The sequence below is a fragment of the Pseudomonas sp. X10 genome (assembly GCF_054889225.1).
In genome coordinates this window covers 2,956,399-2,970,048 of record NZ_CM142677.1, presented here as the reverse complement: position 1 = coordinate 2,970,048, position 13,650 = coordinate 2,956,399, and the positions used below count along the sequence as shown (strand labels likewise).

The 13,650-nt window shown below is 65.3% G+C and carries 17 protein-coding genes and 1 pseudogene; 14 read left to right on the top strand and 4 right to left on the bottom strand.

What is annotated here, in order from left to right:
• The first annotated feature begins 1 nt into the window (after position 1).
• The 14 genes from ACYU03_RS13560 to ACYU03_RS13495 all read left to right on the top strand — a co-directional run bounded on the left by ACYU03_RS13560 (position 2) and on the right by ACYU03_RS13495 (position 10,470).
• The gene (locus tag ACYU03_RS13560) at positions 2-646 is read left to right on the top strand and encodes a SurA N-terminal domain-containing protein (RefSeq protein WP_461885080.1); all 645 of its coding nucleotides are present in this window, start codon (positions 2-4) and stop codon (positions 644-646) included.
• A 299-nt stretch (positions 647-945) separates the two neighbouring features.
• A complete protein-coding gene (locus ACYU03_RS13555) occupies positions 946-1,479 on the top strand; it encodes a response regulator (RefSeq protein ID WP_461885079.1) in 534 nt (177 codons plus the stop codon).
• 69 nt (positions 1,480-1,548) lie between these two features.
• The gene (locus tag ACYU03_RS13550; protein ID WP_461885078.1) at positions 1,549-3,237 is read left to right on the top strand and encodes a GspE/PulE family protein; all 1,689 of its coding nucleotides are present in this window, start codon (positions 1,549-1,551) and stop codon (positions 3,235-3,237) included.
• Entirely contained in the window at positions 3,218-4,000 is a 783-nt protein-coding gene (locus ACYU03_RS13545; RefSeq protein WP_461885077.1) for a hypothetical protein, read from the top strand. Before ACYU03_RS13550 ends, ACYU03_RS13545 begins: the two co-directional genes overlap by 20 nt.
• 1 nt (position 4,001) lies before the next feature.
• The gene (locus ACYU03_RS13540; RefSeq protein ID WP_461885076.1) at positions 4,002-4,544 is read left to right on the top strand and encodes a PilN domain-containing protein; all 543 of its coding nucleotides are present in this window, start codon (positions 4,002-4,004) and stop codon (positions 4,542-4,544) included.
• Complete coding sequence (pilO, locus tag ACYU03_RS13535; RefSeq protein WP_461885075.1) at positions 4,531-5,082, top strand: type 4a pilus biogenesis protein PilO; 552 nt, start codon at positions 4,531-4,533, stop codon at positions 5,080-5,082. Before ACYU03_RS13540 ends, pilO begins: the two co-directional genes overlap by 14 nt.
• Complete coding sequence (locus ACYU03_RS13530) at positions 5,082-5,609, top strand: hypothetical protein (protein WP_461885074.1); 528 nt, start codon at positions 5,082-5,084, stop codon at positions 5,607-5,609. Before pilO ends, ACYU03_RS13530 begins: the two co-directional genes overlap by 1 nt.
• Entirely contained in the window at positions 5,606-7,426 is a 1,821-nt protein-coding gene (locus ACYU03_RS13525) for a secretin N-terminal domain-containing protein (protein WP_461885073.1), read from the top strand. The genes ACYU03_RS13530 and ACYU03_RS13525 overlap by 4 nt, the downstream gene beginning before the upstream one ends.
• Before the next feature lie 2 nt (positions 7,427-7,428).
• Entirely contained in the window at positions 7,429-7,902 is a 474-nt protein-coding gene (locus ACYU03_RS13520) for a prepilin-type N-terminal cleavage/methylation domain-containing protein (protein ID WP_461885072.1), read from the top strand.
• Between the two features lie 5 nt (positions 7,903-7,907).
• Positions 7,908-8,282 carry a type II secretion system protein gene (locus ACYU03_RS13515; RefSeq protein WP_461885071.1) on the top strand — a complete coding sequence of 125 codons (375 nt, stop codon included), beginning with the start codon at positions 7,908-7,910 and terminating at the stop codon, positions 8,280-8,282.
• Entirely contained in the window at positions 8,257-8,787 is a 531-nt protein-coding gene (locus ACYU03_RS13510; protein ID WP_461885070.1) for a type II secretion system protein, read from the top strand. The genes ACYU03_RS13515 and ACYU03_RS13510 overlap by 26 nt, the downstream gene beginning before the upstream one ends.
• Positions 8,784-9,185 carry a curli production assembly/transport protein CsgE gene (csgE, locus tag ACYU03_RS13505; protein WP_461885069.1) on the top strand — a complete coding sequence of 134 codons (402 nt, stop codon included), beginning with the start codon at positions 8,784-8,786 and terminating at the stop codon, positions 9,183-9,185. The genes ACYU03_RS13510 and csgE overlap by 4 nt, the downstream gene beginning before the upstream one ends.
• Positions 9,182-9,601 carry a curli assembly protein CsgF gene (locus ACYU03_RS13500; protein ID WP_461885068.1) on the top strand — a complete coding sequence of 140 codons (420 nt, stop codon included), beginning with the start codon at positions 9,182-9,184 and terminating at the stop codon, positions 9,599-9,601. Before csgE ends, ACYU03_RS13500 begins: the two co-directional genes overlap by 4 nt.
• Before the next feature lie 29 nt (positions 9,602-9,630).
• Positions 9,631-10,470, top strand: a complete 840-nt coding sequence (locus ACYU03_RS13495) for a CsgG/HfaB family protein (protein WP_461885067.1) — start codon at positions 9,631-9,633, stop codon at positions 10,468-10,470.
• 34 nt (positions 10,471-10,504) lie between these two features.
• Here ACYU03_RS13495 and alkB read toward each other — a convergent pair whose 3' ends face one another.
• The 4 genes and pseudogenes from alkB to ACYU03_RS13475 form a co-directional block, all read right to left on the bottom strand.
• Positions 10,505-11,149 (bottom strand): DNA oxidative demethylase AlkB, encoded by a 645-nt coding sequence (gene alkB, locus ACYU03_RS13490; RefSeq protein WP_461885066.1) that lies wholly within the window; start codon positions 11,147-11,149, stop codon positions 10,505-10,507.
• Between the two features lie 36 nt (positions 11,150-11,185).
• On the bottom strand, positions 11,186-12,376 hold the full coding sequence (locus tag ACYU03_RS13485; RefSeq protein WP_461885065.1) for a hypothetical protein: 1,191 nt from the start codon (positions 12,374-12,376) through the stop codon (positions 11,186-11,188).
• 84 nt (positions 12,377-12,460) lie between these two features.
• Positions 12,461-12,928, bottom strand: a complete 468-nt coding sequence (locus ACYU03_RS13480) for a VOC family protein (RefSeq protein WP_461885064.1) — start codon at positions 12,926-12,928, stop codon at positions 12,461-12,463.
• A gap of 481 nt (positions 12,929-13,409) precedes the next feature.
• Positions 13,410-13,619 (bottom strand): annotated as a pseudogene (locus tag ACYU03_RS13475) (NADP-dependent glyceraldehyde-3-phosphate dehydrogenase); the annotation flags it as partial.
• Positions 13,620-13,650: the final 31 nt, after the last annotated feature.

Here is a 13,650-nt window from a genome sequence, read left to right as displayed (position 1 = left end):
CATGCGCGTCCTGCTGTTGTGCCTGTTACTTGGGGTCGTACCGTTGGCGCTGGCCGAGCTGGTGCCGGCGGCGCGGGTCAATGGCGTGGATATCAGCGTCCTGCGCCTGGAGCGCTATTTCGCCGAGTACCTCCAGGCCCAAGGCCGCGCCGTGGCCAGCATCCGTAGTCCGAGCCTGTACCGGCGCCTGCGTGAACAGGCCCTGGATGAGCTGATCGACAAGGAACTGCTCTGGCAGGAAGCCCAGCGCCGCGATGTACAGGTCAGCGAGGCCGAGGTGTCGGCGCAGGTGATGCGCTTCGAGCAGGCGTTCGGCAGCGCCGAGGCGTTCGAGCGGCGGCTGGCCGCGGCCGGCTTCGATCGGGCCAGCTTTGCCGACTACACTCGTCACGAGTTGGCCGCGCAGCAGGTATTCGCTCAATTGAGCGCGGTTGACGAGCCCAGCGACGAGCAGGTACATGCCTTCTATCAGGCCAACCGGGAAAGGTTGCAGGGGGACCAGAACCAAAGTGATAACACTTTGGTCGAAGCGGAACAGGGTCTTGCAATGGCCAGGGCGACGCTCACCGGACAGTTGCAGGCCCAGGCCCGGCAGGCGGTTCGACAGCGCCTGCGGGACGCGGCGCAGGTGGAGCGGCGGGAGTGAAGCCAGCGCCAATTTCCAGGGTAGGTTGCAGGCCTTTGCCGCACCTGCGCAGCTCAAGCCACCGGGGCCTACCTGACGACAGGGTTTTCCCCAGAGTTGGGGACAGTAGCTGGGGTCATAATGCCATCATCTTCCCCGCAGTTGGGGAACGCTGTGCTGACCCTTCTGGGGGGACCCAGAAAAATCAATGACATACAGTGGTGCAACATGACACTTCATGCCTGGCACGAAGCCTGCTCAAGCCTATACAAGGCCGCACTTCACAGACCGGGTTCCCGGGCAGTTCTCAGGAGTCGACCTTGGTGAACAGAGTATTGGTAGTCGATGACGAGCAGACCCTCGCGCAGAACCTGCAGGCCTACCTGCAAGCGCAAGGCCTGGACGTCCATGTTGCCCACGACGGCGCCAGTGGTATCGAACAGGCTGCAAGCCTGGCGCCGGAAGTGATAGTGCTCGATTTCCGCTTACCCGATATGGAGGGGTTTCAGGTTCTGGAGACTGTGCGCAAGAACAGGAGCTGTCATTTCGTGCTGATCACCGCCCACCCGACTGCTGAGGTCCGTGAGCGGGCCGCCGAACTGGGTGTCAGCCATGTCCTGTTCAAGCCATTTCCCCTGGTGGAACTGGCCCGTGCCGTCTTCGACCTGATGGGCATCGAGCGTCAGCGCAGGGCAACGGACAATCCGGCCGAGGGTTTCGTCGAACGACGCCATACGAGGAACGAGACGTTCCCCCTGCAGTTGTACGATGGCAGCTGGGTCCTGGCCGACCGCCGACGCAACGGTGCCAAGCCACCGGGGCCTGACGACGACCAACTGCTCACGGGGGAATAGAGGCGCCAGCGGCGTTTCCGGCTCCCGCCGAGAAGGCTTGCGACGCGCCCTTGAGCGGAGTCGCAAGCCATGTCCAGGTCGCCTGTCGCAGTCCCCGAAGCCCCGCTGGCTGGCTACCCCCGCGAGTTGCTCGCCCAGGCCCGTGCCGAGTCTGGCGACGAACGCCTGTTGCAGTGCCTGGAGCGCCTCAGTGGCGACAGCGCCGAGTGCTTCACCCGGCGCCTGGGCATCACCCTGCATTACCCGGTGCTCGACAGCCAAGCGCTGTTCGCCACCAGCCCCTTGTTCGAACGGGTCAGCCTGGCCCACTGCCTGAAGCGCGAGTTCATCCTGGTGGAGCAGGGCGGCCAGGCCATCGGCGTGTTCGCCGACCCTTTCGACCCGGCCCGCCTGGCCTGGATCGACGACTGCCTGCAAGACGCGCCCCTGTTCCTGGTGCACGCCAGCGACCTGGCCGGCTACCTGGCCCGGCACGAAGAAAGCTTTCACGCCGTCGACTCCCTGGGCCATGAAGGCGAAGCCAGCGCCGAGGCCGACAGCCTGCAAAGCCTGTCGCTGGCCAGCATCAGCGAAGACCAGAGCCATGTGGTCAAGCTGGTCAATTCGACCCTCTACGACGCCCTGAAGATGCATGCCAGCGACATCCACCTGGGCATGACCGGCACTGGTCTGGTGATCAAATACCGCGTCGACGGCGTGCTCAACAGCGCCGGCAAGGCCAGCGGCAGCAGCTTCGCCGAACAGGTGATCTCGCGGATCAAGGTCATGGCCGAGCTGGACATCGGCGAGAAGCGCGTCCCCCAGGACGGCCGCTTCAAGGTCGCCATCAGCAATCGTCAGATCGACTTCCGCGTTTCGATCATGCCGAGCATCTTCGGCGAGGACGCGGTATTGCGGGTGCTCGACAAGCAGGACCTGGCCGACCGCGTCAGCGGCGTGCAGTTGCAGGCCCTCGGCTTCGAAGAGCAGACCCTGCGCTGCCTGCGGCGCCTGGCCGCCGAGCCCTACGGCATGATCCTGGTCACCGGCCCCACCGGCAGCGGCAAGACCACCACCCTCTACGCCATGATCAGCGAGATCAACCACGGCGTGGACAAGATCATCACCATCGAAGACCCGGTCGAGTATCAACTGCCGGGCGTGCTGCAGATCCCGGTCAACGAGAAGAAGGGCCTGACCTTCGCCCGTGGGCTGCGTTCGATCCTGCGCCATGACCCGGACAAGATCATGGTCGGCGAGATCCGCGACCCGGACACCGCGCAAATCGCCGTGCAGTCGGCGCTCACTGGCCACCTGGTGTTCACCACCATCCACGCCAACAACGTCTTCGACGTGATCGGCCGCTTCAGCCAGATGCAGGTCGACCCCTACAGCTTCGTCTCGGCGCTCAATGCCGTACTGGCCCAGCGTCTGATCCGCCTGGCCTGCCCGCACTGCGCCACGACCTGGCAGCCCGACAGTGAAATCCTGGCCGCCTCGGGACTGGCCGCCGAGGCCGTGTCCGCCTGGCGCTTCGTCCGCGCCCAGGGCTGCGGCCAATGCCGGGGCAGCGGCTACCGCGGCCGTACGGCGATCGCCGAGCTGCTGCAACTGGACGACGACCTGCGGCAGATGATCGTCGAGCGCCGTCCCCTGGCACAGATCAAGACGCTGGCCTGCCAGCGTGGCCTACGCCTGCTGCGTAGCTCGGCCCTGGACCTGGTCCGCGAGGGCCGTACCACTTTGGAGGAGATCAACCGTGTCACATTTATTGCCTGAACGGTATTGCGCCGTACTCGGCGCCGAAGGTGTCGGCCTGGGACGCTGGCACGGGCGCGAACATCAATGGCTGGGCAGCCAGGCCTTCACCTGTGGCGCTGGCCAACCCGCCTGGGAACCCGCCCTGGCCGCGCTCGCCGGCTTGCTCGGCGAGCACGCCGGGCAGGCCGGCCAGTTGCGCGTGTTGCTCTCGGCCCGCTACAGCCGCTTTTGCCTGGTGCCCTGGAGCGAGGCCATCAACCACCCGGACGAGTTGCAAGGTTATGCCCGGGCCTGCTTCGAGACCCTCTATGGCCAGCGCCTGGACGACTGGCGGATTGTCCTTTCACCTGAGCCCGCCGGCGCTGCGCGCATCGCCACGGCGTTGCCCCATGCCCTGCTGCAAGGCCTGCAGGAGCTGAGCAAGGACGCCCGGCTGAGCCTGCGCTCGGTGCAGCCATACCTGATGGCGGCCTACAACCGCTGTTCGGCGCAGTTGGGGCAGAGCGACTTCCTCTTCGTCCTCGCCGAGCCACGGCGCAGCGTGCTGCTGTTGGCCGCTGGCGGTGTCTGGCAGCAGGTGCTCGCCCAGGGCTGCGCCGACAATGACCAGGCCCTGCAGGCGCTGATCGAACGTACCTGCGAGCTGTACGGTGCGCAGCTGCCACGGGTATTCCTGCATGCCCCTGGCCGGCAGGATCTGCCTGCCGTGCCTGCCGTGCGCTTGTGCCCGCTGGCCGGCGACGCGGACCCGCTGTGCGCCATGTGGCGGGCGGTGGCCTGAGATGCGTTCCCTCGACCTGGAGTTCCAGCCCCGGCGCGATGGCCCTGTGGCCTGGTTGCTGCTTGCTCTTGGCATCGGTCTGCTGGCGCTGTTGCTGGTCGCCCGGCAGCAGTGGCAGGCGGAACAGGCCGAACTGGAAGCACAGGTACACCGCCTCGAGCAGCAACTGGGCCGGCGCTCGGCCAGCAGCGTGCCACAGAGCAGCGCCGCCAGCCGCGAACAGGCCGAACGCCTGGCGCAGATGCGCTCGGTCTCGCAGCAGCTCAAGCGCCCCTGGGAACAGCTGTTCGGCATGCTCGAAGCCTTGCCCCAGGATGACGTCGCCCTGCTGACCCTGACGCCGGACGCCCGCAAGGGCCAAGTACGCATCAGCGCCGAGGCGCGCAACCTGCAAGCCATGCTGCAGTTCCATCAGCGTCTGGAGCAGAGCGCCGAGCTGCGCGACGTGTCGCTGCTCAACCACGAGATTGTCGCCAGCCAGCCCGAGCACCCCGTGCAGTTCAACCTGTCCGCTACCTGGGAGACCGGCAATGCGCATCCCTAGCCTGATCCTGCATGAACAGGCGCGGCGCCTCGGCCGCGCCGGCTTGGCAGCTGTACTGGTGGCGACCCTGGCGCTGCTGGTCGCGTTCTTCGCGGTACTGCCGCAGTGGCAGCAAGTGCGCCAGCTGCGAGCTGCCGAGGCCGATGCCAGCCTTCAGGTCCAGCGCCTGCAGCGCGGCGAGTTGAAGATTGTCGTCAAGCCTGAGCAGCAGGCCCTGGACGACCTGCGCCAGCAACTGCCGGACCAACCCCAGGCCAGCGAACTGATCGAGCGCCTGTACCGCCTGGCCCGTGCCGAGCGCATCAGCCTGGCCCGTGGCGAATACGCCTTGGGCGTCGACCCCAAGACCCATCTGGCGCGCTACCAGATCGTGCTGCCGGTGCGCGGCAGCTACCCACAGATCCGTGGCTTCCTCCAGGCGTTGCTAGGCCAACTGCCGACCCTGGTGCTCGAAGACCTCGAACTGCAACGCAAGCGCATCGGCGACGACGAGCTCAACGGCCGCCTGCGCATGACCCTTTACCTGTCGAGGTCGTGATGAACAGCCAACGCGTGGTGATGTGGATCGGTTTCCTTGGACTCAGCGCCGCCCTGGCCTGGGCGCCCGGGCACTGGTTCGGCCAGCCGGAAGACGAGGGCCTGTTCGTCGACAAGCCGGAACGCCGCACAGATACAGCGTCGACCGCAGAAGCCGGAGCGTTGCCGGGGCCTGTGGCTGACGCGCCAGCGAATGGGCCCGTACGGCGCGCACGCAACCTGTTCCCCAGTCAGCGCTGGAGCGCGGCGCCGACCCTGGCCAAGGTCATCGAACAACCTGTGGTGCTGGCCGCCCCGGTGGTCGCCGCGCCCAGCGCGCCGGTCCTGCCATTCCAGTTCGTCGGCCGCCTGGATGACCGCCAGGACCAGCAAGTGTTCCTGCAGCACGGCGAGAAGCTCTATGTCGTGCGCCAGGGTGATGTGATCGAAGACACCTACCGGCTCGAGCAGATCTCCGCCACGGAGCTGAACCTGGTCTACCTGCCACTGCACCTTTCCCAGACCCTGTCTGTTGGGAGCGCACCATGAAGCCATCGACGCTGTGCAAGCCTGCCCCGTTCGTGCTCCTGGCCCTGTGCGTGGCCTTGGCCGGTTGCGGCTCCAATGCCGCACGCAAGGACGGCCAGGCACTGATCAAGGAAGGCCAGTACGAGGCCGGCATCGCCCGCCTGGAAGACGCCCTGCGTGACGACCCGCGCAACACCGAGCTGAACATCGCCCTGGCCCACGGCCGCCAGGAGGCGGTGGAGGCGCTGCTGACCCAGGCCGACAGCGACCGCTCGCGCCATGACTTCCCCGGCGCGCGCATGGGCTATGGCCGGGTGCTGACCCTGGAGCCGAACAACCGCCGCGCCTTGGAAGGTGTGCGCCAGATCGAGCAGATGCGCAACCTTGGCGAACGCATCGCCCTCGGCCAGGCGGCCTTGCGCCAGGGCGACCTGTTCGGCGCCGAGCGGCACATGCGCGAAGTGCTGCGCCTGGACCCACAGAACGAAGGTGGCCTGGCCCTGCGCCGCGATATCGAGACTGTCCAGGCCCGTACCGCCCAGCCTTACCCACAGTTGCGCAGCAAGCTGGAGCGCCCAGTCACCCTGGAGTTCCGCGAGGCCAACCTGAAGACCATCTTCGAAGTGCTGGCCCAAGTCGCCGGGATCAACTTCATCTTCGACAAGGACCTGCGCCCGGACATGAAGGCCACCATCTTCGTCCGCGAGGTGCGCATCGAGGATGCCGTGGCCTTACTGCTGGAGCAGAACCAGCTGCACCAGAAGATCGTCAACGACAACACCTTGTTGATCTATCCCGACTCGCCGCAGAAGACCAAGGACTATCAGGAACTGGTCATGCGCACCTTCTACCTGACCAGCATCGACGCCAACACCGCGCTGAACATGGTCAAGACCATGCTCAAGACCCGCGACGTGTTCGTCGACGAACGCCTGAACACCCTGACCATGCGCGACACCCCCGATGCCGTGCGCATGGCCGAGAAGCTGCTGCAGTCCCAGGACCAGTCCAACCCGGAAGTGGTGCTGGAGGTGCAGGTGATGGAAGTGGCGCGCTCGCGCATCCTCGACCTGGGGCTGCAATGGCCCAACACCTTCGGCGTACTCAACAGCGAAGGCAACGCGGTGACCATCCTCGACCAGTTGCGCGGCATCAACTCCGGGCGCATCACCATCTCGCCTTCGCCACAGGCCAAGATCAACGCCCAGGACAAGGACATCAACACCCTGGCGAGCCCGGTGATCCGCGTCAGCAACCGCGAGCAGGCGCGCATCCACATCGGCCAACGGGTGCCGATCGTCAGCGCCACCTCGGTGCCTTCCACCCAGGGGCCGGTGATCACCGAGAGCGTCACTTACCTGGACGTGGGCCTGAAGCTCGAAGTCCAGCCGACCGTACACCTGAACAACGAAGTGGCGATCAAGGTGGCCTTGGAGGTGAGCAACGCCACGCCGCTGGAGCCGACCCGCCAGGGCACCATCCCGGTCCAGGTCGACACCCGTAACGCCCAGACCAGCCTGCGCCTGCACGATGGTGAAACGCAGATCCTCGCTGGCCTGGTGCGCAACGACAACAACGCCAGCGGCAACAAGATCCCGGGCCTGGGCGACATTCCCGGCCTGGGGCGGCTGTTCGGCAGCCACAAGAACGACATGAACAAGTCCGAGCTGGTGCTCTCGATCACGCCGCGCATTGTCCGCAACCTGCCGTACCAGAGCCCCTCGGACATGGAGTTCGCCACCGGCACCGAGACCAGCATGCAGATCCGCCAACTGTCGCAGCCGGTGGAACTGCCCGTCGAGCCTGTGGCTGCCGTGCCCGTCGGCAGGGGCCTGTAGCCATGAAAGGGCGCATGGGTGGTTTCAGCCTGATCGAAGTGGTGCTGACCCTGGCACTGCTCGGCTTGCTCGCCTCCATGGCCGCGCCGCTCACCGAGACCGTGGTGCGCCGTGGCAAGGAACAGCAACTGCGTGAAGCGCTGTACCAGATCCGCGATGCGATCGACGCCTACAAGCGCGCCTTCGACGCCGGTTACATCGAGAAGCGCCTCAATGCCAGCGGTTACCCACCGAACCTGCAGGTGCTGGTCGACGGCGTGCGCGACGTGCGCAGCGCCAAGGGGGCCAAGTTCTACTTCCTGCGCCGCATCCCACAGGACCCGATGCTCGCCGCCAAGGCTGGGGAGCAGGGCGGCTGGGGACTGCGTGCCTACGACAGCAGCGCCGACAACCCACGCGAAGGCGAGGACGTATTCGACGTGTATTCCAAGGCCCCGGGCAAGGGCCTCAACGGTATTGCCTACGGGCAATGGTGAACAGCATGGGCCGCAACCGAGGTTTCACCCTGATCGAGCTGCTGGTGGTGATGGCGATCATTGCCACGCTGCTGACCATCGCCATGCCGCGTTACTTCAACAGCCTGGAAGCCTCCCGCGAAGCGACCCTGCGCCAGAGTCTGGCGGTACTGCGCGAGGCCTTGGACCACTACTACGGCGATACCGGGGCCTACCCCGACTCGCTGGAGCAACTGGTGGAGCAGCGCTACCTGCGCAGCACCCCCGTAGACCCGATCACCGAGCGCCGCGATGCCTGGCAGATGGTGGCGCCCCCGGAAGGCGTGGACGGTGGGGTCGCCGACATCAAGAGCGGGGCAACAGGGAGGGCGCGCGATGGCAGCCTCTATGCCGAATGGTAGCCGTGCCGAGGCCGGCTACACCTACCTGGGCACTCTGTTGCTGATCGCCGTGAGCAGCATGGCCCTGGCCGCGACGGGCACGCTCTGGGCCACCAGCGCTCAACGCGAGCGCGAGCGCCAGTTGCTCTGGGTCGGTGGCCAGTATGCCCAGGCCTTGCGCAGCTTCTATCGCAGCTCGCCAGGGCTGGCCCAGTACCCGCAGGATCTGGGCGAGCTACTGGAAGACAACCGCTTTCCCTCACCGAAGCGGCATATCCGCAGGCTCTACCCCGACCCGATCAGCGGCAGCGATGACTGGGGCCTGTTGCGCGAGATCGATGGCCGCATCACCGGCGTCTACAGCCGCTCGCAGCAGACCCCTCTCAAGCAGAGCGGCTTCACCGCTCAATGGTCCGGTTTCGAGGGATTGCAGCAGTACAGCGACTGGCAGTTCGTCGCCGAGCAGGCCTTCGCCGAAGGCGCCGCTGGAGCGCGCCGGCACAACGGTCCGGGAGGTGCGCCATGAGTCGCTGGCTGGCTGCGTGCGTCCTGGGACTGGGCTTGATGCTGGCCAACCCGCTGGCACGGGCCAATGCCGAGGACGAGATGATGGGCTTCATCGTCGACAACACCATCTCGCACATCGGCCACGAGTTCTACGCCAATTTCACCGACCGCCTGCGGGCCACCAGCCGCCTGGACTTCAACCTGGTGGTCCGCGAGCGGCCAGATGCCCGCTGGGGCAGCCTGGTCACCGTCGAGTACGAACGCGAAGTGCTGTACCGCCGCTTCCTGCCACCGAACACCACGCAATTGAAAGAAGAGGCCGTCGAGGCCGCCGACCTGGTCAAGCAGCAGATCATCCAGCGCAAGTTGCAGAGGCTGCTGCAGGACACCACCGATCTGGAGAGGGACGAGCTATGAATACCCACATTCCACGCGCTCTGGCCGCATGCGTCCTGGTTGGCGCCCTCGGCAGCCAGGCCCTGGCCACCGAGCTGGTCTACACCCCGGTCAACCCGTCCTTTGGCGGCAACCCGCTCAATGGCACCTGGCTGCTCAACAATGCCCAGTCCCAGAACGACCACGAAGACCCGAGCCTGAAGAAGCGCGCCTCGGCCTTTGCCGGCACCTCGGCCTTGGAGCGCTTCACCAACCAACTGGAGTCGCGCCTGCTGTCGCAGTTGCTGGACAACATCAACAACGGCAACACCGGCAGCCTGTCCACCGACTCTTTCATCATCAACATCATTGACGATTCCGGCGCATTGAGCATTCAGGTCACTGACCGCGCCACAGGGGAAGTGTCGATCATCGAGGTCAGCGGCCTGAACCCCTGAGAGGGACAGGTCAACGGGGAGAAACCACCATGAAACGCCTGCTGAGCACACTACTGATCCTCGCCGCCCTGCAGGGCTGCGGCACCCGCGATCCGATGCCGGCCGAACAGGACAGCGAGATTCCGACCCTCACGCCACGGGCCTCGACCTATTACGACCTGCTCAACATGCCACGGCCCAAGGGGCGGTTGATGGCGGTGGTGTACGGTTTCCGCGACCAGACCGGGCAGTACAAGCCGACCCCGGCCAGCTCGTTCTCCACCAGCGTCACCCAGGGCGCGGCGAGCATGTTGATGGATGCCCTGAACGCCAGTGGCTGGTTCGTGGTGCTCGAACGTGAAGGGCTGCAGAACCTGCTCACCGAACGCAAGATCATTCGCGCCTCGCAGAAGAAGCCCGACACCCCGGTGAACATCCAGGGCGAGTTGCCCCCGCTGCAAGCGGCCAACCTCATGCTGGAGGGGGGCATCATCGCCTACGATACCAACGTGCGCAGTGGCGGCGAGGGCGCCCGCTACCTGGGCATCGGCGTTTCTCGCGAATACCGCGTCGACCAGGTCACGGTGAACCTACGCGCCGTGGACGTGCGCACCGGTCAGGTGCTGGCCAACGTCATGACCAGCAAGACCATCTACTCGGTCGGGCGCAGCGCCGGGGTGTTCAAGTTCATCGAGTTCAAGAAGCTGCTCGAAGCCGAAGTGGGCTACACCACCAACGAACCTGCGCAGCTTTGCGTGCTCTCGGCCATCGAGTCAGCGGTGGGGCACTTGCTGGCCCAGGGCATCGAACGGCGGCTGTGGCAGGCAGCGGGGGATGAGAGTGGGGACAAGGCCGCGCTGGAGAAGTACCTGAGCCAGTATCAGCAGTGAAGCGGCATGACTCTGCAAGGGGCTTGGCCTGCGCTCAGCCCGCTTTGCGCAGGGTCAGGTTGATCCGCCGCTCTCCCAGGCGCGGGTGGGCGCCGGGCTTGAGTGGCAACACTCCATGAAAGCGCAGGCGGTCCTCGCCGCCCCAGACCAATACGTCGCCGTGGCTCAGCGGGATGCGCCGGGCCTGCTCGGAGCGTTCGAGCCCACCCAATAGGAACACCGCCGGCAAACCCAGTGAAACGGACACGATCGGTTGGCCAAAATCGCGTTCGTTGCGATCCTGGTGAAGGCTCAGGCGGGTGCCGGGACGGTAGTGGTTGATCAGGCAGGCGTCGGGATGGAAGTCGGTAAAGCCTGCGAGGGCCGCCGCACGGGTAGCCAGCTCGGCAAGCACCGGCGGCAAGGCGGGCCAGGGCAGGCCGCTGAGCGGGTCGGTCGGGCTGTAGCGGTAACCCTTCTGGTCGCTGATCCAGCCCAGGGCGCCGCAATTGCTCAGGGCGACCGCCATCGGCAGGCCGCCTGGAGTGCGCATATACCGGAAAGGCGCGGCGCGCAGCACTGGGCGCACGGCATCGAGCACGGCATCGGCCTGCGCCAGGGCAAAGCCCGGCAGCAGCACGGTTTGTGTTGCAAGCTGCAACGGCTGGGGGCCGAACAAGTCGAGGTCGGACTGGATCATGGGGCAGGCCCGGAAAGGTGGATGATAGGCACTGGTCTACCGCTCGCGCATGAAGAAGCCGGCAACGTACTTGCGAAAGGTGTCCAGGCTCTTGAAGTCGGCATAGCGCTTGAAATTCTCGGTGTCCGGTTCCGGGCCCAGGGGTTGCTGGGTGAGGGATACCGAGAGAACCCGGTCCTGGTCGGAAGTCAGCACCAGTTCATCCATCACCTGGCCACCGATCACCGGTCGGCGCATCAGCACTTTGACGCCCTTGCTGGCCATCCAGTCGATCAGCGACACCAGCATCTTCAGCGGCTCGCGCTCTTCGTCGCGGTACACCGGGAACAGCTGCCCGCGCGACAACACTGGCACGCTGGCCACGTGGATCAGCTCGTAGTAGTGGCTGCCGGCGCTGGTTGGCGAATACAGCGCCAGTGCCAGCAATGGCCCTGGCGTCTTGTTGCCGCCCCAGATCAGGTGATGGCCCTGGAAGTCGAAACCGTCTTCGCTGCGCGCGTTGAACAATTTGCGGCCCTTGATCTGCTCGACACAGTCGAGCAGCAGGCCATGGCGGCGCTGGTTGCCGAACACCGAGGCCTCGCGCAGACGGGCCTTGAGCATCATCATGTGCTTCATGTCCAGGCGGGTTTCCAGGTAATTGCTGGCAGGCACCCGCTCGATCAACGGATAGCGGCTGGCGACGCTGCGCAGCTCGGCGAACTGGCCGGTGAGGTCCTTCTTCAGGTGCGTGGCATAGAGGTTCAGGCCGCTGGTCTCGATCAGCGTCAACAGCAGTGACAGCAGGCGTTGCTGCTCGCGCCGCTCGCCGTTTTCGCCAACGCCAGGGCCGCTGCTGTCGGTGGTGCGGCGGAAATCGCCGATCAGGCGCAAAGGCGTGTCTGGCGGCAGCCAGGCCGGTGGTGGCGTGGTGTCGCTCTCACGCTCGGTCGTTTCACGTTCGTCCTTGGTGAAGGCGCAGCCGGGCGCGTGCTCGGCGGTGCCGGGGTTGTTCTTCAGGAACAGGGTGCCGGTGTGGCCGTTGAGCGTGACGTTGAGCACCGGCAGGGCATCGTTGCGGCAGTCGCAGGCCAGCCAGTGACCGGCGTTGCGCACCTTCATCAACAGTTGGTTGGCCTGCAGCAGGCGAGGGCCGCCGAGCGTGCCGAGGGCGAAGCCGCGCAGCAGCTCTTCTTCGGCCGGAGTGAGGGTGCGCACCAGCGCCGCGTTCTTCTCGATGATTCGCATAAAGCAGCTCCAAGCTTCAAGCGACAAGCTTCAAGCAAAGCCGCACCGCTTTCAACTTGAAGCTTGGGGCTTGCAGCTTGTCGGTCAGGCCCCGCCGAACAGCTTGGCGGCGCGGGCACGGATTTCTTCGACCGTGAGGTCTTCCTTGTGGGTGGCGACGAACCAGAGATTGCCGAACGGGTCCTTCAGGGTGCCGCTGCGGTCGCCGTAGAACTGGTCCTGCACGGCACTGACCTGGGTAGCCCCGGCCGCGATGGCCTGGGCGAAGCGCGCATCGACATCCTCGACGTACAAGTGCAGGCCGATGGCCGTACCGCCGAGCGACTGGCTGCTGGTCAGGCCGCCGTCCTGGTCGCAAGGGTCGGCGAGCATCAGCGAGGAGTCACCGATCTTCAGCTCGGCATGGCCGACACGGCCATCAGGGCTGTCGAGGCGGAACATCTCTACTGCGCCAAAGGCCTCCTTGTAGAATTCGATGGCCTTGCCGGCGTCCTTGATGCCCAGATAGGGAGTGATGCTGTGTTGCCCTTCGGGGATGGGTTTGGCTGCCATTTTGTTGTTCCTCCTGCGGGGTGGGCGAAACTGTATATTTGTACAGTTTTTGGCTTTGTGCAAATGGCTTTTGCCATTGGAGGACCAACGGTTTTCTTGGGGGGATCACCAAGTGCATGCCTTGAGTCTTGTGGTGCCCTGAAGACCCCGCGCCGCCCGCGCGGCGCATCGCTGTGCATGTCGAGAGTTTTGTAGCGCCCTCAAGATCCCGCGCCGCCCGCGCGGCGCATCGCGACACAAGGCCGCTCCCACATCGATTGCAACGTGCCATGGCCTGATAGACCGAAGTTTTAGCCTTTGTTTGTACGACAGAGGTATCGAGGTGGGCGTAACAAGCCCCTACATAACCTTTCGCCTAGCACCAAGGCTACTGTGGGAGCGGCCTTGTGTCGCGATGCGCCGCGTGGGCGGCGCGGGGTCTTGAGGGTGCCGAAGGGCTCAAGGCATACACCTGGTACCCTCCAGCATCCCCCTAAAAAACCTAGAAGATGTAATCCGTAGTCAAGAAACTCGACTGGCGGTTGCGGATGATCTCGCTGATCAACTGCTTGTTGGCCTCCTGGAACTTGGTCGCCACCAGGGTACGGATGGAGAAGACACGCAGGGCGTCATGCACCGACAGCGTGCCTTCGGCGCTGTTCTTGCGGCCGTTGAAAGGGTAGGTGTCGGGGCCGCGCTGGCATTGGGCATCGCGACACAAGGCCGCTCCCACATCGATTGCA